23 protein-coding genes are annotated in these 23,016 nt (G+C 69.9%); 13 read left to right on the forward strand and 10 right to left on the reverse strand.

The window, feature by feature from the left end:
• Positions 1 to 9: 9 nt before the first annotated feature.
• On the forward strand, positions 10 to 1,479 hold the full coding sequence (locus ASF45_RS06605; protein ID WP_082550841.1) for an aminotransferase class V-fold PLP-dependent enzyme: 1,470 nt from the start codon (positions 10 to 12) through the stop codon (positions 1,477 to 1,479).
• A 20-nt stretch (positions 1,480 to 1,499) separates the two neighbouring features.
• On the opposite strand, the gene ASF45_RS06610 is transcribed toward ASF45_RS06605, so the two are convergent.
• The 4 genes from ASF45_RS06610 to ASF45_RS06625 form a co-directional block, all read right to left on the reverse strand.
• Positions 1,500 to 2,414: a hypothetical protein gene (locus tag ASF45_RS06610; RefSeq protein ID WP_056658987.1), complete on the reverse strand. Its 915-nt coding sequence runs from the start codon at positions 2,412 to 2,414 to the stop codon at positions 1,500 to 1,502.
• Between the two features lie 58 nt (positions 2,415 to 2,472).
• Complete coding sequence (locus ASF45_RS06615; RefSeq protein WP_056658989.1) at positions 2,473 to 2,754, reverse strand: hypothetical protein; 282 nt, start codon at positions 2,752 to 2,754, stop codon at positions 2,473 to 2,475.
• A 98-nt stretch (positions 2,755 to 2,852) separates the two neighbouring features.
• Entirely contained in the window at positions 2,853 to 3,851 is a 999-nt protein-coding gene (gene gap, locus ASF45_RS06620) for a type I glyceraldehyde-3-phosphate dehydrogenase (protein WP_056658993.1), read from the reverse strand.
• 24 nt (positions 3,852 to 3,875) lie between these two features.
• Positions 3,876 to 5,930 (reverse strand): transketolase, encoded by a 2,055-nt coding sequence (locus ASF45_RS06625; protein WP_056659263.1) that lies wholly within the window; start codon positions 5,928 to 5,930, stop codon positions 3,876 to 3,878.
• Between the two features lie 183 nt (positions 5,931 to 6,113).
• Here ASF45_RS06625 and ASF45_RS06630 point away from each other — a divergent pair, with 183 nt between their 5' ends.
• From ASF45_RS06630 to ASF45_RS06660, 7 genes are all read left to right on the forward strand, one after another.
• Positions 6,114 to 7,046: an MBL fold metallo-hydrolase gene (locus tag ASF45_RS06630; protein WP_056658996.1), complete on the forward strand. Its 933-nt coding sequence runs from the start codon at positions 6,114 to 6,116 to the stop codon at positions 7,044 to 7,046.
• Between the two features lie 66 nt (positions 7,047 to 7,112).
• Positions 7,113 to 8,462, forward strand: coding sequence for an esterase-like activity of phytase family protein (locus tag ASF45_RS06635; RefSeq protein WP_056658999.1), 1,350 nt, complete (start codon positions 7,113 to 7,115; stop codon positions 8,460 to 8,462).
• Positions 8,463 to 8,571: 109 nt separating this feature from the next.
• On the forward strand, positions 8,572 to 9,171 hold the full coding sequence (gene wrbA / locus ASF45_RS06640) for an NAD(P)H:quinone oxidoreductase (RefSeq protein ID WP_056659002.1): 600 nt from the start codon (positions 8,572 to 8,574) through the stop codon (positions 9,169 to 9,171).
• A gap of 29 nt (positions 9,172 to 9,200) precedes the next feature.
• Positions 9,201 to 9,932: an N-acetylmuramate alpha-1-phosphate uridylyltransferase MurU gene (gene murU, locus ASF45_RS06645; RefSeq protein ID WP_056659005.1), complete on the forward strand. Its 732-nt coding sequence runs from the start codon at positions 9,201 to 9,203 to the stop codon at positions 9,930 to 9,932.
• Positions 9,929 to 10,579, forward strand: coding sequence for an NAD(P)H-binding protein (locus ASF45_RS06650; RefSeq protein ID WP_056659008.1), 651 nt, complete (start codon positions 9,929 to 9,931; stop codon positions 10,577 to 10,579). The genes murU and ASF45_RS06650 overlap by 4 nt, the downstream gene beginning before the upstream one ends.
• A gap of 9 nt (positions 10,580 to 10,588) precedes the next feature.
• Positions 10,589 to 11,968: an aminopeptidase P N-terminal domain-containing protein gene (locus ASF45_RS06655; RefSeq protein WP_056659011.1), complete on the forward strand. Its 1,380-nt coding sequence runs from the start codon at positions 10,589 to 10,591 to the stop codon at positions 11,966 to 11,968.
• Positions 11,969 to 12,032: 64 nt separating this feature from the next.
• Entirely contained in the window at positions 12,033 to 12,833 is an 801-nt protein-coding gene (locus ASF45_RS06660) for an SGNH/GDSL hydrolase family protein (protein ID WP_082550853.1), read from the forward strand.
• Here the strand turns inward: ASF45_RS06660 and opgC are convergent.
• The 4 genes from opgC to ASF45_RS06675 all read right to left on the reverse strand — a co-directional run bounded on the left by opgC (position 12,781) and on the right by ASF45_RS06675 (position 16,094).
• On the reverse strand, positions 12,781 to 13,989 hold the full coding sequence (gene opgC, locus ASF45_RS06665) for an OpgC domain-containing protein (protein ID WP_056659014.1): 1,209 nt from the start codon (positions 13,987 to 13,989) through the stop codon (positions 12,781 to 12,783). The two genes, ASF45_RS06660 and opgC, sit on opposite strands and share 53 nt — an antisense overlap.
• Before the next feature lie 9 nt (positions 13,990 to 13,998).
• Positions 13,999 to 14,937: a YihY/virulence factor BrkB family protein gene (locus tag ASF45_RS06670; protein WP_056659017.1), complete on the reverse strand. Its 939-nt coding sequence runs from the start codon at positions 14,935 to 14,937 to the stop codon at positions 13,999 to 14,001.
• A complete protein-coding gene (locus tag ASF45_RS35070) occupies positions 14,912 to 15,064 on the reverse strand; it encodes a hypothetical protein (protein ID WP_156472877.1) in 153 nt (50 codons plus the stop codon). The genes ASF45_RS06670 and ASF45_RS35070 overlap by 26 nt, the downstream gene beginning before the upstream one ends.
• 151 nt (positions 15,065 to 15,215) lie before the next feature.
• Complete coding sequence (locus ASF45_RS06675; RefSeq protein ID WP_056659266.1) at positions 15,216 to 16,094, reverse strand: LysR family transcriptional regulator; 879 nt, start codon at positions 16,092 to 16,094, stop codon at positions 15,216 to 15,218.
• 137 nt (positions 16,095 to 16,231) lie between these two features.
• Here ASF45_RS06675 and ASF45_RS06680 point away from each other — a divergent pair, with 137 nt between their 5' ends.
• On the forward strand, positions 16,232 to 17,161 hold the full coding sequence (locus ASF45_RS06680; protein ID WP_056659020.1) for a DMT family transporter: 930 nt from the start codon (positions 16,232 to 16,234) through the stop codon (positions 17,159 to 17,161).
• A gap of 21 nt (positions 17,162 to 17,182) precedes the next feature.
• Here ASF45_RS06680 and ASF45_RS06685 read toward each other — a convergent pair whose 3' ends face one another.
• Positions 17,183 to 17,551, reverse strand: a complete 369-nt coding sequence (locus ASF45_RS06685; RefSeq protein WP_056659024.1) for a DUF1428 domain-containing protein — start codon at positions 17,549 to 17,551, stop codon at positions 17,183 to 17,185.
• A gap of 99 nt (positions 17,552 to 17,650) precedes the next feature.
• Entirely contained in the window at positions 17,651 to 18,379 is a 729-nt protein-coding gene (locus ASF45_RS06690; RefSeq protein ID WP_056659027.1) for a GntR family transcriptional regulator, read from the reverse strand.
• Between the two features lie 279 nt (positions 18,380 to 18,658).
• Here ASF45_RS06690 and ASF45_RS06695 point away from each other — a divergent pair, with 279 nt between their 5' ends.
• From ASF45_RS06695 to ASF45_RS06710, 4 genes are read left to right on the forward strand one after another with little or no spacing between them, the layout of a single operon-like run.
• Positions 18,659 to 19,984, forward strand: a complete 1,326-nt coding sequence (locus ASF45_RS06695; protein ID WP_056659030.1) for an aromatic ring-hydroxylating dioxygenase subunit alpha — start codon at positions 18,659 to 18,661, stop codon at positions 19,982 to 19,984.
• Between the two features lie 11 nt (positions 19,985 to 19,995).
• Positions 19,996 to 21,435, forward strand: coding sequence for a glutamine synthetase family protein (locus ASF45_RS06700; protein WP_056659033.1), 1,440 nt, complete (start codon positions 19,996 to 19,998; stop codon positions 21,433 to 21,435).
• A 9-nt stretch (positions 21,436 to 21,444) separates the two neighbouring features.
• The gene (locus ASF45_RS06705) at positions 21,445 to 21,768 is read left to right on the forward strand and encodes a 2Fe-2S iron-sulfur cluster-binding protein (protein WP_056659036.1); all 324 of its coding nucleotides are present in this window, start codon (positions 21,445 to 21,447) and stop codon (positions 21,766 to 21,768) included.
• Positions 21,768 to 23,009 carry an NAD(P)/FAD-dependent oxidoreductase gene (locus ASF45_RS06710; protein ID WP_056659038.1) on the forward strand — a complete coding sequence of 414 codons (1,242 nt, stop codon included), beginning with the start codon at positions 21,768 to 21,770 and terminating at the stop codon, positions 23,007 to 23,009. The genes ASF45_RS06705 and ASF45_RS06710 overlap by 1 nt, the downstream gene beginning before the upstream one ends.
• Positions 23,010 to 23,016 lie beyond the last annotated feature (7 nt).

Consider the following 23,016-nt stretch of genomic DNA (forward strand, 5'->3'; position numbering starts at 1 on the left):
ACAGACACCATGCAAGACCAACAGATCCTCACCGCCCGCGCCGCCGAGCTGAACGCACTGGCCGCGACCGACACCACGCGCTGGCCGTCCAAGCGACGCGACTTCCTGCGCATGCTGGGCTACGGCGCCGGTGCGGCTGCCCTGGGCCCGGCCCTGATGGCCTGCGGCAGCAGCAACTCGGCCACGGCGGCCGCCGAACTGCGCGCGCAGCTGGTCGCCGACGAGGCCTTCTGGACGAACGTGCAAGGCATGTTCACGCTCGACCCGGCGCGTACCTTCATGAACATCGGCACGGCCGGCTCCATGCCCAAGGTGGCACTGGACCTGTTCGACACCGAGAACCGCAAGAAGGCCAGGGAGTCGGGCAACGGCTACTCCGACCACAACGCGCTGCGCGCGCTGGTGGCGCCCGCCTTCGGCGTGGACACCGACGAGCTGGCCTTCTCGGCCAACACCTCCTCGGGCATGTGCCACGCGATCCTGGGCATCCCCTGGCAGGCCGGCGACGTGATCGTCACGACCAACCACGAGCACGGCGGCGGCAACACGCCGCTGAACATCGCGGTGGACCGCTACGGCGTGGAGATCTCGCGCATCGAGATGCCGACCGGCAACAACCAGACTGCGGCAACCTACCAGAACCTGTTCGACGAGCGCATCCGCGCGCTCAAGAACGCGGGCAAGCGCGTGCGCGCCGTGATGTGGTCCTCGCCGACCTACGTGACCGGCACGCTGCTGCCGATCGCCGAGATCATGGAGGTGGTGAAGACGCACGGGCTGATCAGCATCGTCGACGGCGCCCACCTGCCCGGCATGATGCACTACGACTACGGCGCGCTGGGCATGGACTTCATGTCGGGCGCCGGCCACAAGTGGCAGTGCGGCCCGGGCTCCACCGGCATCCTGATCATCCGAAACAAGATCCGCGCCTCCAACCCGCTGCCGTTGCCCAAGTGGTACCCGGTGCACACCAGCACTTATTCCACGCGCGAACGCACGACCAACGGCACGGCCACCTACGACATCGCCGCCAGCGTGACGAGTTGCGGCAGCACGCACACGCCGCTGTTCCAATCGCTGGTGAGCGCATGCCAGCTGTGGGACCAGATCGGCCGCAAGAAGATCGAGACCTACGACCTCACGCTGTCGGCCTACCTCAAGGAGAAGATCGTCGAACGCTGGGGCGTGGATTCGCTGTACTCGCCCAAGGACGACCCCAAGCTGGTGTGTGCGCTGACCTCGTTCAACGTGTTCCGCAACAAGGACGACGCGATGAACTCGGCCAAGGCCACGCAGTTCGTCTCGCGCCTGCAAGCCGAGTACCCGCAGGGCCTGGTCATCCGCAACGCCAGCTTCCCGGTGATCGGCGCGGCGTCGAACCACTACGCGATGCGCATCTCCACACACCTGTGGCACGACGCCAACGACATCGACGCGCTGGTCGATGCCATGTGGGACCTGTCGGGCAAGATGGCCTGATGGTCTCAGGCGCCCGGGCTTCAGCCCAGCTCGGGCGCCAGTCCCGGCGCCTTGTCCATGTCGGCCCCGTTGTACAGCTTGTGCTGGGCAGCGGGGCTGCCCACGTCGGACACCACCGCCAGGCGCCACTGCGGATCGCGCCGCGCGAAGGCGCGCTCCTCCGCTGTCAGCGCATAGCCGGTCGCGCCCGTGGCCGTGCCCTTCACGACGAGCTTGAGCAGGGTCTTGCCCTTCTTGTCGCGCACTTCCGCGGCGTAGCCCGGATTCGGCGTGTCCAGCATTTCGGTCTTGTAGCCGTAGCCTGCGAAGTGGCGCGTCAGGTGGTCCAGCGCGGCCGACTGCAGGTCGCCGCCACCGACGGCGATGGCTGCGGCATCGGGCGCGGCATCCACGATGCCGGCACGCGCGCGGGCGGCCTGGATCTCGGCCTCGTTCGGAACCCAGCCGCGCGGGCCGCGCACCAGCACCACATGGCGCTGCTCGGGGCTCCAGACGGCCACATGCCATTCCTGCTCGTCGGGCACGCGCACCGACATGCGGGCGGCCTTGTCGGTCTCCAGGTCGGCAATCGCCACGCGGTTGGTCTGCAGCACGGCGCGCACGCCCTGGTCGGCGTCGAGCGCGCGCTTGATGAGCTGGATCCGATCCTTGGTGCGCTGGATGCGCAGGTCGGTGCGTTCGCCGCCGCCGATGCGGTGCAGCGGATCGAGCGACTCGAGCAGGAACCAGCGCCCGCCCTCGCCGACGCTCACCAGCTCGGCCCAGATGGTCACGATGATGTTGTCGCCGCTGGCCAGCCAGGCCATGTCGGAAGCCTTGTCGCGCGCGTCGAACACGCCCATCTTGGTGATGATCTCGACCGGCGTGCGCTTGTCGCCCGACAAACGCTTCTCGTTGATGACCGCCAGGACGGCGGGTGCGACTTCTTTGTCCATGGAAAGCAGGAGGGCCGGTCTCGACCGGCCCTTTTTCGTGGGATGGAAAGGATGCGGCTCAGCCGCGCGGTACCGGCGCGGCCGCCTTGTCCAGCGCGGTGTTGACCTCGTCCAGCGTCTCGGCCGACTTGGTCAGCGTCTTCTCGACGGCACCGGTGTGGCCCAGCGCCTGGTCGACCTCGCGCGTGCGCGCTTCCTCGCTGAGGTGGGTGTCGAGCACGGTATTGGCCACGGCCAGGTCGTCGGCCGCCTGACGGATGTCGGCGGCGACCTCCTTGGCCTTTTCGATCGCCTGCTCCAGGTGCTTGGCGGCCTGGGCATCTTTGGAAGGCTGGGACATGTTGGAACTCTTGCGAGACAAGGCGGGCGCCCATCGTAGCGCGCCCAGGGGCACCCGCAAGCGCCGGGCAAGTCACCCGGCCCTCTTGCGCAGCGCGTTTACTTGGCGACGACGCGGACCATCTCGAGCACCTTGTTCGAGTAGCCCCACTCGTTGTCGTACCAGGAGACGAGCTTGACGAAGGTGCCGTCCAGCGCGATGCCGGCTTCGGCGTCGAAGATCGAGGTGCGGGCATCGCCGCGGAAGTCGGTGGCGACGACCTTGTCCTCGGTGTAGCCCAGCACGCCCTTGAGCGCGCCTTCGGACTGGGCCTTGAACTCGGCGCAGATCTCCTTGTAGCTGGCTTCCTTGACCAGTTCCACCGTCAGGTCGACCACCGACACGTCGGAGGTCGGCACGCGGAAGGACATGCCGGTCAGCTTCTTGTTCAGCTCGGGGATCACGACGCCCACAGCCTTGGCAGCGCCCGTGCTGGAGGGAATGATGTTTTCCAGGATGCCGCGGCCGCCGCGCCAGTCCTTGTTGGACGGGCCGTCCACGGTCTTCTGCGTCGCGGTGGCGGCGTGCACGGTGGTCATCAGGCCACGCTTGATGCCCCACTTGTCGTTCAGCACCTTGGCCAGGGGAGCCAGGCAGTTGGTGGTGCACGAGGCGTTGGAGATGATGGCCTCGCCCTTGTAGGTCTTGTCGTTCACGCCGAAGACGAACATCGGGGTGTCGTCCTTGGAGGGGGCCGACAGGATGACCTTCTTGGCGCCGGCGTCGATGTGCTTCTGCGCGGTTTCCTTGGTCAGGAACAGGCCGGTGGACTCGATCACGATGTCGGCGCCGACTTCGTTCCACTTCAGCGCAGCCGGGTCACGCTCCTGCGTCAGGCGGATCTTCTTGCCGTTGACGATCAGGGTGTTGCCGTCCACGGCGATGTCGCCCTTGAAGCGGCCATGCACCGAGTCGTACTGCAGCATGTAGGCCAGGTAGTCCGGCTCGAGCAGGTCGTTGATGCCCACGACTTCGATGTCGGAGAAGTTCTGCACCGCCGAACGCAGCACGTTGCGGCCGATGCGGCCGAAGCCGTTGATACCGATCTTGATCGCCATTGCTTTTTCTCCTGAGGTTGAAACTTACTTGGACAGAACCTTGCGCACGGTCGCAGCCACGTTCTCGGGCGTGAAACCGAAGTGCTTGAACAGCACGGGCGCGGGGGCCGACTCGCCGTAGGTGTCGATGCCGACCACGGCCGCGCAGCCGTACTTCCACCAGCCGTCGGTCACGCCCATCTCGACCGCGATGCGCGGCAGGCCTTCGGGCAGCACGGCCTTCTTGTAGGCCAGGCTCTGGCGGTCGAAGGTGGTGGTGCTGGGCATGGAAACCACGCGCACGGCGATCTTGGCCGCGGCCAGCAGCTTCTGCGCAGCCAACGCCAGCTGCACTTCGGAGCCGGTGGCGATGATCACGGCGCGGGCCTTGCCCTTGAGGCCCACGTCGGCGGGTTCGCTGAGCACGTAGGCGCCATTGGCGATGTGGTCCAGCGCGTCTTCGCTCTTGGGCGCGTAGGGCAGGTTCTGGCGCGACAGCAGCAGCGCCGTCGGCCGGTTCTTCTGGGCCAGGGCCACGGCCCAGGCGATGGCCGTCTCGGCCGTGTCGGCGGGGCGCCACACGTCCAGGCCCGGGATCAGGCGCAGGCTGGCCGCATGTTCGATCGACTGGTGCGTGGGACCGTCTTCGCCCAGGCCGATGGAGTCGTGCGTGAACACGTGCACGATGCGCTGCTTCATGAGCGCGGCCATGCGGATGGCGTTGCGGCTGTAGTCGCTGAACGTGAGGAAGGTGCCGCCGTAGGGGATGTAGCCGCCGTGCAGCGCGATGCCGTTCATGATGGCGGCCATGCCGAACTCGCGCACACCGTAGTTGATGTGGCGGCCGATCACGCCGTGCGGCGGTTCTTCCACCGGGGCGGCCTTCTCGTCCTCGGCACCGGCCTTGCGGTCCGGCGCGGCGCCCAGCACCACAGCGCCGGTCTCGGCGTCGAAGCGCAGTGCCGGCGTATGGCTGGTGTTGGTCAGGTTGGAGCCGGTCAGGTCGGCCGAGCCGCCCAGCAGTTCGGGCAAGGCCGCCGTGAAGCCTTCCAGCGCCAGCTGGCTGGCCTTGCGGCTGGCCACGGTGGCCGCCTGGTCATGGGCTTCGGAGGCGATGCGCGCGGCAGTCTCGGCGAAGCTGGCGGGCAGCTCGCCCTGCATGCGGCGCGTCAGCTCGGCGGCCAGCTGCGGGTGGGCCGCCTTGTAGCCCGCGAACAGCACGTCCCAGTCGGCCTCGGCGGCCAGGCCCTTGGCCTTGGCGTCCCAGCCGGCGTAGACGTCGGCGGGAATCTCGAACGGCGCAGCGTCCCAGCCCAGCGCTTCGCGCGTGAGCTTGATTTCCTCGGCACCCAGCGGCTCGCCGTGGGCCTTGGCCGTGCCGGCGCGGTTCGGCGAACCCTGGCCGATGGCGGTCTTGCAGATGATCAGCGTGGGCTTGCCCTTCGAGGCCTTGGCCTCCTCGATGGCCTTGGACACGGCTTCGGCATCCTGGCCGTCGACCGGGCCCAGCACCTGCCAGCCGCTGGCGACGAAGCGCAGGGCCGTGTTGTCGATGAACCAGGGCGCGACCTTGCCGTCGATGGAGATGCCGTTGTCGTCGTACAGCGCGATCAGCTTGTCCAGCTTCCAGGCGCCGGCCAGGGCCACGGCCTCGTGGCTGATGCCTTCCATGAGGCAGCCGTCGCCCAGGAACACGTAGGTGCGGTGGTCGACGACCGGGAAGTTCGGGCGGTTGAACTCGGCCGCCAGCAGCTTCTCGGCCAGCGCCATGCCCACCGCGTTGGTGATGCCCTGGCCCAGCGGGCCAGTGGTGGTTTCCACACCGGGCGTGATGCCGTGCTCGGGGTGGCCGGCCGTCTTGCTGTGCAGCTGGCGGAAGTTCTTCAGTTCGCCGATGGGCAGGTCGTAGCCCGTCAGGTGCAGCAGCGCGTACAGCAGCATGGAGCCGTGGCCGTTGGACAGCACGAAGCGGTCGCGGTCGAACCAGGCCGGGTTGCGCGGGTTGTGCTTCAAGTGCTGGCCCCACAGCGCCACGGCCATGTCGGCCATGCCCATGGGAGCGCCAGGGTGGCCGGAATTGGCCTGCTGCACGGCGTCCATGGCCAGCGCGCGGATGGCGTTGGCCAAGCGGCTGGCGGGCGCGGCGGCCTCTGCGACGGGGGTGGAAGAGGCCAGCGTGTCAGTGTTCGCCATGGGTGGGCAGCTCCGGTCGGAATCGGGGGAAACCCGGGATTTTAGCGAGGCGGGCCGCACCCGTCCTTGGTCTACAGTCGCCGGCAGCACATGGCCGCCATCGAACTCCCCCCCGGCGTCGCGCTGTTCGAGCGCGGCTGGCTCTCCTCCAACAACCTGTTGCTGCGCGATCCGCAGGGCACCGGGCCCACCGCGCTGGTCGACTCTGGCTACTGCACGCACGCCACGCAGACGCTGGCGCTGGTGGGCCAGGCCCTGGGTGAGGCGCCGCTGGAGCGGCTGCTCAACACCCACCTGCACAGCGACCACTGCGGCGGCAATGCGGCCTTGCAGCAGCAGTACCCGCAGCTGCACTCGGCCATCCCGCCCGGCCAGGCGCAGGCCGTGCGCGACTGGGACGCCGACGCGCTGAGCTACGCGCCCACGGGCCAGCTCTGCCCGCGTTTCGGCATCGACGGCCTGTTGCAGCCGGGCCAGGAGGTCGCGCTCGGGGCCGGGCGCTGGCAGGTGCATGCGGCGCCGGGCCACGACCCGCATGCCGTGCTGCTGTTCGAGCCGGCCTGGGGCCTGCTCGTGGCCGGCGACGCGCTCTGGCAGAACGGTTTCGGCGTGGTGTTTCCCGAACTCGAGGGCGAGTCGGCCTTTGCCGAGGTCGGCGCCTCGCTGGATCTCATCGAACGGCTGGCGCCGCGCCTGGTCGTGCCGGGCCATGGCAGCGTGTTCGACGACGTGGGGCCGGCACTCGAACGCGCGCGCCGCCGGCTCGAGGGCTTCGTCGCGGCGCCACGCAAGCACGCGCTCTACGCGGCCAAGGTGCTGCTCAAGTTCAAGCTGCTGGAGTTGCAGTCCATCGCCGAGGTCGACCTGCTGGCCTGGGCCCGGCGCACCCCTTATTTCCAGACCCTGCATGCGCGGTATTTCGCCGACGCCGGGGCCATCGCTGCCTGGGGCGAGGCGCTGGTCGAGGATTTGCTGCGCTCTGGTGCGGCCGCGCGCGAGGGGGCGCTGCTGGTCAACCGCTGAGGTCACGCGGCTGTCATCTGGGGCCATCAGGCTCGCGGGCTTGTCTTTTCACCGAGCCGACAACGCATGTTCCGCCTGACCCTCGCCGCGCTCGCCTGCGCCGCCACCCTGTCCCCCGCCGCATACGCCCAGCAGGCCTACCCCGCCACCCTGGCCGGCCACGCCGTGCTGCCCGCCCTCACGCTGATCGCGCCGCCCGCCGACGCGCCGGCCGACCTGCGCATGGCCGGCAAGTTCACCACGGCCCAGCGCACGGACAAACCCGGCGCGGTGATGGGCCTGTCGGGTGGCCGGCCCACCGGCATCGGCCTGCCGTTCGAAGGCCAGCCCGCGCAAGGCCATTCGGGCATCAAGCGCATGGCCGACGGCAGCTTCTGGGTCCTCACGGACAACGGGGCCGGCAGCAAGGCCAACTCGCCGGACTTCATGCTCTACCTGAACCACTACGCGGTGGACTTCCAAAGTGGCCGCTTCGAGCGCAAGAAGACCGTGTTCCTGCACGACCCGGACCGCAAGCTGCCGTTTCGCATCGTCCAGGAAGGCAGCGAGAAGCGCTACCTGACCGGAGCGGACTTCGACCCCGAGAGCTTCCAGTTCGCCGGCGGTGCGCTGTGGATCGGCGACGAGTTCGGCCCCTGGCTGATCCAGGCCGACCTGGACGGCAAGGTGCTGGCCGTGTTCGAGACCCAGGCGGACGGCAAGACCGTGCGCTCGCCCGACCATCCCGCCATCGCCATGCCGGGCGCACCCGACGCCGCGCTGCCGGCCTTCGAGGTGCGCCGCTCCAAGGGCTTCGAGGGCATGGCGGCCTCGCCCGACGGCAGCAAGCTCTACGCGCTGCTGGAAGGCCCGCTGTGGAACGCCGCTGCCAAGGCCAACGAGACGGTGGACGGCAAGACCGCCCTGCGCGTGCTCGAGTTCGACGTGCAGAAGAAGGCCTGGACCGGCCGCCACTGGAAATACCCGCTGGAAGCCGGCCACTACGCCATCGGGGACTTCAACATGGTCGATGCCACCACCGGCCTCGTCATCGAGCGCGACAACGGCGAAGGCACGGCGGACAAGGCCTGCCCGGCCGGCGAGAAGCGCAGCGATTGCTTCCACGACCTGGCGAAGTTCAAGCGCGTCTACAAGATCGACATGACGGAAGCCAACGTGGGCCAGGCCGTGCGCAAGGTCGGCTACATCGACCTCATGGCCATCCAGGACCCGAACAAGCTGGCGAAGAAACCACTGACCAACGGCGTGCTGACCTTCCCGTTCTTCACGATCGAGAACGTGGACATCGTGGACGCCACCCACATCGTGGTCGGCAACGACAACAACCTGCCCTTCAGCAGCAGCCGCGTGCCCAGCCAGGCCGACGACAACGAGCTCGTGCTGCTGGAGGTGGGCGAGTTGCTGCGCGCGAAGTGAGGGCCTTCATTCAAAAGGCTTGAACGCTGCCTTCACCTTTGGGTGGGGCGCAGCGGGGGTGGCCGCACCAACAATGCAGCCATCCCTTTCCATCCAACAGGAAGTCAACATGGCCAAAGTCCTCGTTCTCTACTACTCCACCTACGGTCACATCGAGACCATGGCCGGCGCGATCGCCGAAGGCGCGCGTGCTGCGGGCGCCCAGGTGGACATCAAGCGCGTGCCCGAGACCGTGCCCGAAGAGATCGCCAAGAAGAGCCACTTCAAGCTGGACCAGGCTGCGCCCGTGGCCACGGTCGAGGACCTGGCCAACTACGACGCCATCGTGGTCGGCACCGGCACGCGCTTCGGCCGCATGTCCTCGCAGATGGCGGCCTTCCTCGACCAGGCCGGCGGCCTGTGGGCCCGCGGCGCCCTGAACGGCAAGGTCGGCGCGGCCTTCACCTCCACGGCCACGCAGCACGGCGGCCAGGAGACCACGCTGTTCTCCATCATCACCAACCTGCTGCACTTCGGCCTCGTGATCGTGGGCCTGCCGTACAGCCACGGCGGCCAGATGACGCTGGACGAGATCGTCGGCGGCGCGCCCTATGGCGCCACCACCATCGCCGGCGGCGACGGCTCGCGCCAGCCCAGCGAAATCGAACTGGCCGGCGCCCGCCACCAGGGGGAACTGGTGGCCAAGACGGCTGCCAAGCTGTTCGGCTGAGGCTGGCGCCGGTCCCGATAATCGGGACCATGCCTTCCCCGACCTCCCCCGCGCAGCCCGTCCGCTGCGCCATGGTGCTCGCCGCCGGCCGCGGCGAGCGCATGCGGCCGCTGTCCGACCGCACGCCCAAGCCGCTGCTGCCGGTGCACGGCAAGCCCATGATCGTCTGGCACCTGGAGGCGCTGGCGCGCGCGGGCGTGCAGCGCGTGGTCGTCAACACAGCCTGGCTGGAAGAGCAGATCCCGGCCGCGCTCGGCGACGGCAGCCGCTGGGGCCTCACCATCGATTACTCCATGGAAGGCCGCGACCACGGCGGCGCGCTGGAGACGGCCGGCGGCATCGCCAAAGCGCTGCCGCTGCTGGACGAGTGCTTCTGGCTGGTCTCGGGCGACATCCATGCGCCCGATTTCGCCTATGACGCCGCGCGCGCCGCCGCCTTCGTGGCGCAGCCCGGGCGCCTGGCCCACTTGTGGCTGGTGCCCAACCCGGACTTCCACCCCGCAGGCGACTTCGGCATCGCAGCCGACGGATTGGCCCTGGCCGACGCCGGCCCGGATGGCCGGCGCTGGACCTATGGCAACTTCGCATTGATGCGCAAGGCCCTGTGCGCCGGTGTGCCCGTCGGCCAGAAGGCCGCGCTGGGCCCGCTGCTCCAGGCCGCGGTCCGCGACCGCCAGGTCGGCGCCGAGGTCTACCGCGGCGCCTGGCACAACATCGGCACGCCGGCCCAACTGGCCGCGCTGGACGGAGCCGCGCCGTGAACGTGCTGCTGGCCGGCGCCACGGGCCTGGTCGGCCGCGAAATCCTCGCGCTGCTGCTGGCCGACCGGGGCGTGGCCGCGGTCCACACGCTGGGCCGGCGCGCGCCGCCCACGCCGCACGCCAAGCTGCACCACCACCCCTGCGACCTGCGCAGCATCCCGGCCCTGCCGCCGCTGCACACCGCCTTCATCGCGCTGGGCACCACGATCAAAGTGGCCGGCAGCCAGGAGGCCTTCCGTGCGGTCGACCACGACGCCGTGCTGGCCGTGGCACGCGCCGCGCGGGCCGCAGGCGCCCGGCGGCTGGGCCTGGTCAGCGCCATGGGAGCGGATGCCGGCTCGCGCGTGTTCTACAACCGGGTCAAGGGCGAGGTCGAGCAGGCGATCGCGCAGATCGGCTTCGAAACCCTGGTGATCGCCCGGCCCTCGCTGCTGGTCGGCGACCGCGGCCCGCTGGGCCAGCCCGCGCGCCGCGGCGAGATCGTGGGCAAGGCCATCAGCCGCTGGCTGCGGCCGCTGATCCCGGCCAACTACCGCGCGATCCGCGCCGGCGACGTCGCCCATGCACTGGTCTCTACCGTCGCGCGCGGCGCGCCGGGCCGCAGCCTGCTGCTGTCGGGCCAGATGCAGCGCGGCGCGCGGCGGTAGGATCGTGGCATGACCACGCCCTACGCCCAACGCCGCGCCGAAGTCGCCCGCCAGATCGGGCGCGACGGCATCGCCATCGTCCCGACCGCGCCGGAGCGCCAGCGCAACCGCGACAGCGACTTCCTGTACCGGCACGACAGCTACTTCTACTACCTGACCGGCTTCACCGAGCCCAACGCCTGGCTGGTCATCACCGGCGACGGCAGGAGCACGCTGTTCTGCGCGCCCAAGGACCTGGAGCGCGAGATCTGGGACGGCTACCGCCTGGGGCCCGAGGCGGCGCCCGAAGCGCTGGGCGTGAGCGCCGCCCACTCCGTCGCCCAGCTGGACGCCCAACTGCCGAAGCTGCTGGAGAACCGCGGCACGGTCTGGTTCCCGTTCGCGATCCACAAGGGGCTGGAGTCGCGCATCGACGGCTGGCTGTCCTCGGTGCGCGCGCGCGTGCGCTACGGCGCGCTGTGCCCCGAATCGCAGCGCGACCTGTGCGGCGTGCTCGACGAGCTGCGCCTGGTCAAGGACGCGCACGAGCAGGACATCATGCGCCGCGCCGCGCAGATCAGCGCCGAGGCCCATGTCCGCGCCATGCAGACCAGCGCGCGCATGCTGCGCGCGGGCCAGGAGGTGCGCGAGTACCACCTGGACGCCGAGCTGCTGCACGCCTTCCGCATGGGCGGCTCGCAGTACCCGGCCTATGGTTCCATCGTGGCGGCCGGCGCCAACGCCTGCGTGCTGCACTACCGCGCCGACGCCGCGCCCGTGCGCGACGGCGAGCTCGTGCTGATCGACGCCGGCTGCGAACTCGATGGCTACGCCAGCGACATCACGCGCACCTTCCCGGCCAACGGCCGGTTCACGGGCCCGCAGCGCGCGCTGTACGACCTGGTGCTGGCCAGCCAGGACGCGGCCGTGGCCGCCACGCGCGCGGGCAAGCGCTTCAACGACCCGCACGAGGCCACCGTCCAGGTGCTGGCCCAGGGCATGCTGGACCTGGGCCTGCTGGACAAGAACAAGGTTGGCCACGTCGACGACGTGATCGAGAAGCGCGCCTACTTCGCCTACTACATGCACCGCACCGGCCACTGGCTGGGCATGGACGTGCACGACTGCGGCAGCTACGTGGAGCCCAGCGAGATCGGCAACGGCAGCGAGCGCAAGGACGCGCTGTCGGGCGAGACCATCCTGGACCGGCCCAGCCGCATCCTGCGCCCCGGCATGGTGCTGACCATCGAGCCCGGCATCTACGTGCGGCCCGGCACCGCGGCGCCGGAACAGTTCCACGGCATCGGCATCCGCATCGAGGACGACGCCATCGTCACCGCCGATGGCTGCGAGCTGATCACGCGCGGCGTGCCCGTGAAGGCCGACGAGATCGAGGCGCTGATGCGCTGAGTCCGGCAGGCGGCGTAGGCGTGCGCTGACATATGCGGGACGTCAGAAGAGGAAGATGAAGTCCATGCGTACAACCAAACGCCGCCTGACCAAGCTCGCCTTCGCGCTGTACGGCTTGGGACTCGGCGCCTCGGCGGGGGCGCAGACCATGCCATTGCAGCCCGGCCGCGGGGCGCCCCAGCAACGCGTGTCCACGGCCGTGGACACGCGCTGGAAGGAGAGCTTCGACGCCTTCGCCGCAGCCGACCTCAAACAGGCGCCGCAAACCGGCGGCGTGCTGTTCGTCGGCAGTTCCTCGATCCGGCTCTGGGACGACCTGGAGATCCAGTTCGACAAGATGCCCGTGATCAAGCGCGGCTTCGGCGGCTCGCGCATGCTCGATGTTGCCGCCCACGTCGAGCAACTGGTCGTGCCTTACAAGCCACGCCTGATCGTGGTCTACGCTGGCGACAACGACCTGGCCGAAGGCCGCACGCCCCAGCAGGTGCTGGACAGCTTCGTGGAATTCGTCGAGCGCGTGCTCGCCGAACTGCCCGACACGCGCATCGCCTACCTGTCGATCAAGCCCAGCCCCTCGCGCGTGGCGCTGTTGCCGCAGGCCATGCAGGCCAATGCACTCATCGCGGGCTACAGCGCGAACACGCCCAACCTCGATTTCATCGACATCTACTCGCGCATGCTGGATGCCGAGGGCAAGCCGCGCACCGACCTGTACTCGGCCGACGCGCTGCACATGAACCCTGCCGGCTACGCGATCTGGAAGACCACGATCACGCCCCACCTGCTGCCGCAGCAGCCCCAGGCCGCCGGGCTCAACGCGGCAGCGCTGCAGAAGACGGCGGTGTCGGCCCGGCCTGCACCTTGACCTGGCCCGCCGCGCGCGCCTTGCGCCGCGCGGCCGCCTGCCGGTCCAGCTCCTGGCTCAGCAGCGCCACGCCGTACAGTGCGGCGAACGAGACCACCACGATGCCCACGTCGATCCACGCGCTGCGCGCGGGCGTGGGCGCACCGAACAGCGCCAGCGCCAGCAGCGCCAGCACCAGGTGCGCGCAGAACACCGGCAGCGAGGCCGCACCCAGCGTCTCCAGCGCGCGCACGCGCGGCAGGTGCGTGGCCAGCCAGGGCGCGAAGTGCATGGCCAGCACCAGCAGCGCAAACAGGTTGAACAGCCGCAACGGCGCCAGCTGCCACTTGTCGAACAGCATGTTGAGGCCAGCGTCCTGCGGGATCGGCACCTGGCCGACCACGTGGCGCCAGACGAAGCACACCGCGGCATAGACGATGGCGGTCTGCAGCAGCCAGCGCGGAAACACGACGGGCGGGCGCTGCGCCGTGCGCTCGGCCCCCAGCCACAGCCCCATGATCCAGAGGAACTGCCAGGCCAGCACGTCGAACGCGCCGGTTTGCACCAGCGGCACGCGGATGCCAGCGGCGGGCGCCAGCGCCTCGTAGAGCCAGGCGCCGACCTTGAACTGCGCCACCAGCCACAACGCCACGCTGCAGGCCAGGATGCCGCCCCAGCCGTGGCGCAGGCCGTGCAGCAGGACCATGGGGCTGATCAGCATGAACAGCACGTACAGCGGCAGGATGTCCAGCAGCGGCGGGCTGTAGATCAGCAGCAGCGCGCCGACCAGCGCGTGCAGCGGCTCGTGCAGGTAGTACTTCATGAGGCCGGTGATGGCGTCCTCCTGCAGCACCACGGCGATCAGCGCCACCACGCTGAACAGGAACACCAGCATGGCGGCCTGGCACAGGTAGATCTTGACCACGCGCCGGTAGAAGGCCGCGCGCATGCGGTCTTCGCCCTCGCGCTGCTCGCGCGCCGCGTAGACCATGCCGGCCATGAAACCCGAGAGCAGCACGAAGCCCTCGGCCGCCGAGACGAAGCCGAAGGGCTGGCCCGTGGGCGAGGCGAAGAGCGTGGGCAGGTGCGTGAAGGTCATCAGCACCAGCATCAGGCCGCGCAGCGCATCGATCTGCCACAGGCGCTGGCTGGACTGGCCAGGAGAAGGCGCTGTCATCCGGCGAGCCTACCCGTGCGAGGCGCGCGGCGTCCGAAAACCCGCAGCCGCGGCGGGTTCACCGCTGCCCAGCCGCTCGAACTCGGCGATCACCTGCGCACCGAGCAGCAGCAGCGCCGCCGCGAGCTCCAGGCTCAGCAGCACGGCAATGGCCGTGGTCAGCGAGCCGTAGACCTGGCCGATCTGCGACAGCGTGGCCATGTACCAGACCAGCACGCGGCGCGAGATCTCCCACAGCGCGGCCGCGGCCACCGCGCCCAGCAGCGCGTGCGTGGGCTTGAGCCGCCCCACCGGCAGCACCATGTAGATGGCGGTCAGCACGAACACCTCGCCGGCGAAGCCCAGCAGGTACAGCAGCACGGTGGAGACATGGTCCAGCGACCAGTTCAACCACAGGAAATGCAACTCCTCGCGGCCGATGGCCTGCAGCGCGCCCGACACCAGCGTGACCACGAGCAGGCCGGCGCCCAGCGTGAGGATGCAGACATAGGGCAGGGCGGCCGAGACGACGACATGCCGCCGCCGGATCGCCACGCGGTGGTGGAACACCACCGACATCGCGTTCTCCAGCACCGTGAAGGCCAGCGAACTGAAAAACAGCATGCTGGCCAGCAGCACCCAGCCCAGCACCTCGCGGTGCGCGAGGAAGTTGCCCAGCTCGGCCACGATGGCACCCGACTGGCCCGGCAGCAGCCAGGCCAGGTAATGCCGCAGCGTGGCCAGCAGCGCGGCCTCGTCGATGAAGTGCGAGAGCGCGATGACCGTCAGGATCAGCATGGGCACGATGGACAGCAGCGCGTAGTACGCCACCGCACCGGCCAGCAGCAGGCCCTGGTTGGCCTTGAAGGCCTTGAGCACGCCCCAGAGGAAGCCGGCGGGATCGGCCAGCAGCAGCGCGAGCCGGTCGGGCGCGGCTTGCGCCTCAGGGCCCGGGCTGCTGCGGCGCATCGGCGTCGGGCTCCGCAGGCCGGCCGGGCTCGGGCGCGCCGTCGCCCGGCTCCACGGGCATGCCGCCCGGTTCGGGCTCGCCGTCGTCTTCACCGTGGCGGCGTGGGGGGCGGTGGGACAGGGTCATGGCGCTCTCGGGGTTCAGGCCGCCATGTTCGGCCGCTGGCGCGCCGGTGCCGCCCGGCCGCTGCCGCGAAGCGCTGTAGTCGCGGACCGACAGCGGACGGCCTGGCTCGCCACAACCCGCTTGCGCGCACGGCGCCAGCGGTCATCTGGCGTCAGCGCCAGACTTCGGTCACAAGGTCGCGCAGCGCGGCGATCGCGGGCTCCTCGTGCGGCGTGTCGCGCTGCAGCCAGCACAGCCACGTGGCGCCTTGCCAGTGCGGCCAGATGCGCAGTTCGCCGGCACGCTCGGCGGCTTCGGCCTGGTCGCGCCGCAGCAGGCCGAGGCCAAGGCCGCTGGCGACCATGCCGCGCACCGCGCTTTCGGTTTCGGCCATCAAGCCCTGTGGCAGCTCGCGCGACTGGGCACCGAACAGCGCCTCCATCGCCGGTCGCAGGCCGCAGTCCGGCGGCGTGGCGATCCACGGCAGCGCCAGCAGCTGCCCCAGGTCCCGCGGCCAGGCCGAGGCCGCAAGCCGCGTCGGCAGGACGACGGCCAGCGCGAGCTGGCCCAGGCGCTGGATCCGCACGCCTTCGACCGCGTCCTGCCCGTTGAGGACATAGGCGCAATCGACGTCCCCCCGCTTGAGCGCCTGCACGCTGTGCAGCGACAGCCGCTGGTGCAGTTGCAGCGCCACCTTGGGATGGCGCTCGGCGAGGCGCACCATCACCTCGCCCAGGCGCAGCGAGATGGGATCGCTGACCGTGCCCATGCGCAGCACGCCCTCGACTTCGCCCCGGATCTGCGCCGCCGCCTGCCGCAGGCGCTGTGCAGCGTCGAGCGTGCGGCGGGCCTCGTCGGCCAAGCGCTCGCCGGCGGGCGTCAGCGACATGCCCCGCGAGCTGCGCTCGAACAGCTGGATGCCCAGTTCCTCCTCGAGCGCCTTGATCTGGGCGCTGACAGCGGGGCCGCTGGTGAAGACCTTCTCGGCGGCGCGCGTGAGGTTGCGCTCGGCCACCACGGCCAGGAAACTTTTCAGCTGGTAGAGCTCCATGGCGGCGATTGTGTGGCGCGGCAGCCCGCGCTGCATTCGGATTCCTCGAACGCCCGTTCGAAACAAACGCATGGCCGGCGCGGGGCCTGCGCGGGAGACTGCGCAGCCTTCCGTCTCCTCCTGCCACCACCTCCGCCATGGATTCCACCCCTGTTCGCACCACGCCGGGCATCGCACCGGTGCTGGCCCTGCTTTTCGCCGCCTGCTCGTGGGGCAGCATGTTCCTGGTCAGCAAGCCGGTCGTCGCGCACGTCTCTCCCCTGTGGTTCACCACGCTGCGCTACGCCATCGCGGTGCTGCCGCTGTCGCTGCTGCTGTGCTGCCTGGGCGAGCAACCCTGGCGCAAGCTGCGCCAGCACTGGCCTGGCCTGTCTGTCCTGGGCTTGCTGGGCTACGGTTTTTTCGGGGTGGCCACGATGACGGGCCTGTCGCTCTCGCAGCCTTCGCACGGCGCCGTGCTGATGGCGACGGTGCCCCTCACCACGCTGCTGCTGCGCTGGGTGCTGGACGGCCAACGGCCCGGTCCGCGCGTGGCCGGCGCGGCGGCGCTGGCGTTGGTCGGCGTGGTGCTGGTCTCCGGGCTGGCCGGAGGCGCCGCGACCACACGCCGCGCAATGGCGGGCGACGCGATCATGCTGCTGGGCACCGTCGGCTGGGTGCTGTACACCCGCGGCGGCGCCCGATGGCCGGCCTTCAGCACGCTGGAGTATTCGGGGCTGACGGCGGTGACGGCGGCGCCGGTGCTGCTGCTGGTCGCGGCCAGCGCCACGGCGACCGGCGTGGTGGATGCGCCGCGCTGGTCGGACCTGTCCGCCGTGCTGCCGCAGCTGCTGTACATCGCGGTGATCCCCACCGTGGCCGCGGTGCTGGCCTTCAACTACGGCGTGCGGCAGCTGGGCGCGGCGCGGGGCTCGCTGTTCCTCAACGGCGTGCCGGTCTCCGCGCTGCTGATGGGCGCCGCACTGGGCCAGCACCCGGCGGCACAGGAGTGGCTGGGCGCCCTGTGCGTGATGGGCGCCCTGACCTTGAGCAACCGCGCCAGCGCCCCGGCTCCCCGCCGGGCCTAGAGGGCGGCCGCTGCCGGCCGCTCAGGCCTTGACTTCGACCACCTGCTCGAACCCGCCGAAGATCATGCGCTTGCCGTCAAAGGGCATCGGCGGGTTGCCCGGCGCGGACGGGTCCATGCGCGGGTCTTCCATCATCTTCTTCATGCCGGCGTCGCGCGTGGCCTTGTCCGGCCATTCGACCCAGGAGAACGCCACCGTCTCCTCGGCCGTGGCCTGCACGGCACGGTGGAAGTCGGTGAGCTTGCCGTGGGGCACGTCGTCGCCCCAGCCCTCGATCACGCGCAACGCGCCCAGCTCCAGGAAGATCGGATCGAGCTGGCGGGCATGTTCGATGAACTTCTGCTTGTTGGCGGTGGGGACTGCGATCACGAAACCATCGATGTAGGACATGTCTTCACTCCGGTTGGTTGATGTAGCGGCGCGCCCATCCAGGAACGCCCCGTCCCCATCGACGAACGACGGGACGCCGGATCGACATGCCCCGCGCGTTCAGCGCCGCGCCGCCACCAGTTTCATGCCCGGCATGAGTTCGGCCGCCAGCTCGGGCCGCTCCAGCGCGTAGTCCAGGTTCATGCGCGCGATCTCCACATGCTCCTCGCCCAGGGCCTGGGCGCGGTAGCCCTGGCCCTTCTCGATGGCCTGCACCATGGCGTGGTGCGTGCGGTGCGCCTGCTGCATCCACTGCTGGCCCTCCTGCATGGACGACTGCATGGGCAGCATGGCGCTGGGCGCGGCGAAGGGCTGGCTGTCCAGCATGTCCATGATGCGCTTGACGGCCGCGTTGCCGCAGCCCTCCACCACCAGGCGGTGGAAGCGGTCGTTCATCTCCACGTAGCCGGCGTAGTCGTCCAGCTCCATGGTGGGCTTGCCCACCACCTTGTCGCCCTCGTCCAGGCAATCGTGCAGCTCGCGCAGCAGCTGGCGCGGCGCACCGTCCTCGGCCAGCAGGCGCAGCGCCAGGCCCTCGATCACGCCGCGCACGCGGATCGCGTCGGCGATTTCCTGCGAGGTGAAGCGCCGCATCTGGTAGCCGCCAGCTGGCGAGGGCTCGATCAGCCCCTCGTGCTCCAGGCTGGCCAGTGCCAGCCGCACGGGCGTGCGCGAGGCGCCCAGTTTCTCGGCCAGCGGGATCTCGGCCAGGCGTTCGCCGGGGCCGAATTCGCCCTTCAGGATCATGTCGCGCAGCTGGACGAGCACGCGGGATTGTTGGGAGTCCATGGAAGAGCCTCGTTGCATGCAGGAGTCGGCGGCGAATTGTAGAAGCCCGCTTCGCTGCACGCATCAGAAACGCATTGGCCCGATTTCTGCATGCATATGTTGCAAATTGCAGTGAACCAAGCCGGCATGCACTGTTTTGATGTCGGACAAACCCCTAGATGGCCGGCAAATCCCGAGCAATACAGTGTGGCAAAGCTTTGACACAGGTCAGAGGATACCGACAATGAATCCAATTGCATGCAACGGCGTGCAGACCTGCAATCACCCCTGGAGCTCACGATGATCAGCGCCGAACAGAACGACTTCATCACCCGCGTTGGCCGCGGCACGCCAGCCGGCACGCTGCTGCGCAAGTACTGGCAACCCGTGGCCCTGTCCGAGGAACTGCGCGGCCCGCGCCCGCTCAAGCCGGTGCAGCTGATGGGCCAGCACTTCGTGCTGTTCCGCGACGAGAGCGGCCGCGCCGCCCTGCTCGACCGCGACTGCCCGCACCGCGGCGCCGACCTGGCCTACGGCCGGCTGGAGAACGGCGGCCTGCGTTGCGCCTTCCATGGCTGGCTGTTCGACGCCAGCGGCCAGTGTCTGGAGACGCCGGCCGAACCCACCGGCAGCAAGCTCTGCACGCGCATCCGGCAGGGCGCCTACCCGGTGGTGGAGAAGAGCGGCACCGTGTTCGCCTACATCGGCGAGGGCGAGCCGCCCGCCTTCCCCGATTTCGACTGCTTCGTCGCGCCGGACAGCCACACCTTCGCGTTCAAGGGCCTGTGGGAATGCAACTGGCTGCAGGCGCTGGAGGTCGGCATGGACCCGGCCCACGCCTCCTTCCTGCACCGCTTCTACGAGGACGAGGACACGGCGGAGAGCTACGGCAAGCAGTTCCGCGGCGCCTCGGCGGACTCGGACCTGGCCATCACCCAGGTGCTGCGCGAGTACGACCGGCCCGAGATCCGCGCCGAGGCCGCGCCCTACGGCATACGCCTGACCACGCTGCGCACGCTGTCGCCCGAGCAGACCCATGTGCGCGTGACCAACGTGGTGTTCCCGCAGGCCTTCGTGATCCCCATGAGCACCGAGATGACGATCTCGCAGTGGCACGTGCCCGTGGACGACCACCACTGCTACTGGTACGCCATCTTCACGAGCTTCACGGGCCCGGTGGACAAGGAGCAGATGCGCGCGCAGCGCTTGAAGACCATCGACCTGCCCGACTACACCTCGCGCAAGAACAAGCGCAACCAATATGGCTACAGCGCCGAGGAACAGCGCACCAAGACCTACACCGGCATGGGCGAGGACATCAACGTACACGACCAGTGGGCCTGCGAATCCATGGGCAGCATCCAGGACCGCACGCGCGAGCACCTGGGCACGACCGACAAGGGGATCATGCTGTACCGCCGCCAGCTCGTGAAGGCGATCGAAGCCGCGCAGGCTGGCGAGCCCGTGCCGATGCAACCGACGGCCGCGGAGGCTCGCAGCTTCACCGGCCCGCCCTCCATTGACGGCGTGGCCGCGGCAGACAAGACCGACAGCTACTGCGTCGACGCCGACCTGGCGCGCCGCCGGGGTTCCGACTGGGCCAGTGCCCGTCTGGCCGCAGCCTGAGGCGCCACGCGATGAGCACTTTCGCCGAACGCTTCGGCCTCTGGAGCGCCGAACAACAGGCCCAGGCCACCGACATCATCGGCCGCATCGACGCGGGCGAACTCGACGTGCTGCGCTTCGCCTGGCCCGACCAGCACGGCGTGCTGCGCGGCAAGACCCTGGTGGCCGAGGCCGCGCGCGGCGCGCTCGCACGCGGGGTCAACCTCACGAGCACGCTGCTGGCCAAGGACACCTCGCACCGCTCGGTGTTCCCGGTGTTCTCCGCCGGCGGCGGCTTCGCGCTCGAAGGCCTGCAGGGCGGTGCCGACTTCGTGGTGCTGGCCGACCCGTCCACTTTCCGCATGCTGCCCTGGGCACCGCGCACGGGCTGGGTGCTCTGCGACGCCTACATGAAGGACGGCCAGCCCTGCCCCTTCGCCACGCGCCGCATCCTGCAGCGCGCGATCGACCGGCTCGGCACGCGCGGCCTGGAATTCGTGGCCGGCCTGGAGGTGGAGTTCCACGTCTTCAAGCTCGACCAGGCGCACATGGCGCTGGCCGACGCGGGCCAGCCCGGCACGCCGCCCGCCGTCTCGCTGCTCACGCACGGCCACCAGTACCTGACCGAGCTGCGCTACGACCGCGTGGACGGCCTCATGGACCTGCTGCGCACGCAGTTGCAGGCGCTCGGCCTGCCGCTGCACTCGCTGGAGATCGAGTTCGGCCCCAGCCAGTTCGAACTCGTGTTCGGCCCCACGGTCGGCATGGCGCCGGCCGACACCATGGTGCTGCTGCGCAGCGCCATCAAGCAGATCTGCCAGCGCAACGGCTACCACGCCACCTTCATGTGCCGGCCGAAGATCCCCAACGTGATGTCCAGCGGCTGGCACCTGCACCAATCGCTGCAGCATGCGAAGGGCGGCGGCAACGCCTTCATGCCCGAGGCCGGCGGCAGCGTGCTGAGTCCGCTCGGCATGCACTACCTGGCGGGCCTCAAGGCGCACGCCGTAGGCGCCGCCGCGCTGGCCAGCCCCACGCTGAACGGCTACCGGCGCTACCGGCCGTTCTCGCTCGCACCCGACCGCGCGATCTGGGCCCAGGACAACCGCGGCGCCATGCTGCGCGTGCTGGGCGCGCCGGGCGACAACGCCTCGCGCATCGAGAACCGCGTCGGCGAGCCCACGGCCAACCCCTACCTGTACCTGGCCTCGCAGCTGTTCGCCGGCCTGCACGGCATCGCCGAGCGCCTGGACCCGGGTCCCTCGGCGGATGCACCCTACGAGACCCCGGCCGAACAGCTGCCGCGCTCGCTCGACGCGGCACTGGCTGCGCTGCAGGCCGACGCCGTGCTGGTCGAAGGCCTGGGCAAGCCCTTCGTCGACTACTACTGCCACATCAAGCAGGCCGAAATCGCACGCTTCAACCTCGAAGTCACCGAGTGGGAGCACCGCGAATACTTCGACATGTTCTAGGAACACGCCATGCCCACGATCCACTACATCCTCAAAGACGGCAGCACGCGCAGCGTCGAGGCCAAGCCTGGCGCCAGCGTGATGGAGACCGCCATCCGCCACAACATCCGCGGCATCGACGCCGAATGCGGCGGCAGCTGCTCCTGCGCGACCTGCCATGTCTACGTCGACGAGGCCTTCCTCGCCAAGCTGGTGCCGCCCGACGCGATGGAAGACGAACTGCTGGACGGCACGGCCAGCGCGCGCGCCGCCAACAGCCGGCTCTCCTGCCAGATCACCGTGACGGCAGACCTCGACGGCCTCACGGTGCGCGTGCCAGAGACGCAGGTCTGATGGCCGAGGCACTCGTCATCGTCGGCGCCTCCTACGCGGGCGTGCAGCTCGCGGCGTCCGCACGCGAACTCGGCTTCGACGCACCCATCGTGCTGCTCGGCGACGAGACGCATGCGCCCTACCAGCGTCCGCCACTGTCCAAGGGCCTGTTGACCGGCAAGACGGCCGTGGACCAGCTCGCGCTGCGCGGCCCCGACTTCTTCACCGAGCAGAACATCGACCTGCGCCTGGGCACGCGCGCCACGGCGCTGGACCTCGCGGCCCAGCGCGTGCAGCTGGCCGACGGCAGCCACCTGGACTACGGCTGGCTGGCCCTGGCCACGGGCGCGCGCTGCCGGCCGCTGACCGTGCCCGGCGCATCCCTGCAGGGCGTGCACGAACTGCGCACGCTGGACGACGCGCTGGCCGTGCACGCGGCCGTCTCCAGCGCCAGCCGGGGCACGCGCGCCTGCGTGGTCGGCGGCGGCTTCATCGGCCTGGAAGTTGCGGCCGCGCTGACGGCCGCCGGCGCCCAGGTCACCGTGCTCGAAGGGCAGACGCGCCTGCTCGCGCGCAGCTTCCCGCCCGCCATGTCGGACTACGTGGCCGCAGCGCACCGCCAGCGCGGCGTGGCGCTGGAGCTGGGCCGTGGCGTCCAGGCCCTGCTGGCCAACGCGGCAGGCCATGTCGAGTCGGTCCTGCTCGACGACGGCCGCCAGCTGGCGTGCGACCTCGTCGTCCTCGGCATCGGCGTGCTGCCCAACGTGGAGCTGGCCGAGGCGGCCGGCATCGCCTGCGCGGGCGGCATCCTCGTCGATGCCTGCGGCCGCACCGGCGCGCCGAACGTCCTGGCCGCCGGCGACGTCGCCAACATGGAACTGCCCCATGGCCGCCTGCGCCTCGAATCCATCCAGGCCGCCAACGACGGCGCGCGCGCCGCAGCCTCGGTGCTGGTCGGCCAGCCGCAGCCGCTCTCGGCCGTGCCCTGGTTCTGGAGCGAGCAGCACGACCTCAAGCTGCAGATGGCGGGCATCCCCGCCCATGGCGACCAGACCGTGTTGCGCGGCGACATGGCCGACGACCGCTTCACGCTGTTCTACCTGCGCGACGGCGTGGTGGTGGCCGCACACTCGGTCAACCGGCCGGCCGAGCACATGCTGGCGCGCAAGCTGATCGCCGGCCGGGCACAGATCCCCGCCGAGGCCCTGGCCGACCCCGCGGCCGACCTCAAACCGTTTTCCATCCTCCAGCCTCGCGGCTGATCCTTCC

Origin of the sequence: Pseudorhodoferax sp. Leaf265 (assembly GCF_001422365.1) — a bacterium.
In the GTDB taxonomy this organism is placed as follows: Bacteria; Pseudomonadota; Gammaproteobacteria; order Burkholderiales; family Burkholderiaceae_C; genus Pseudorhodoferax.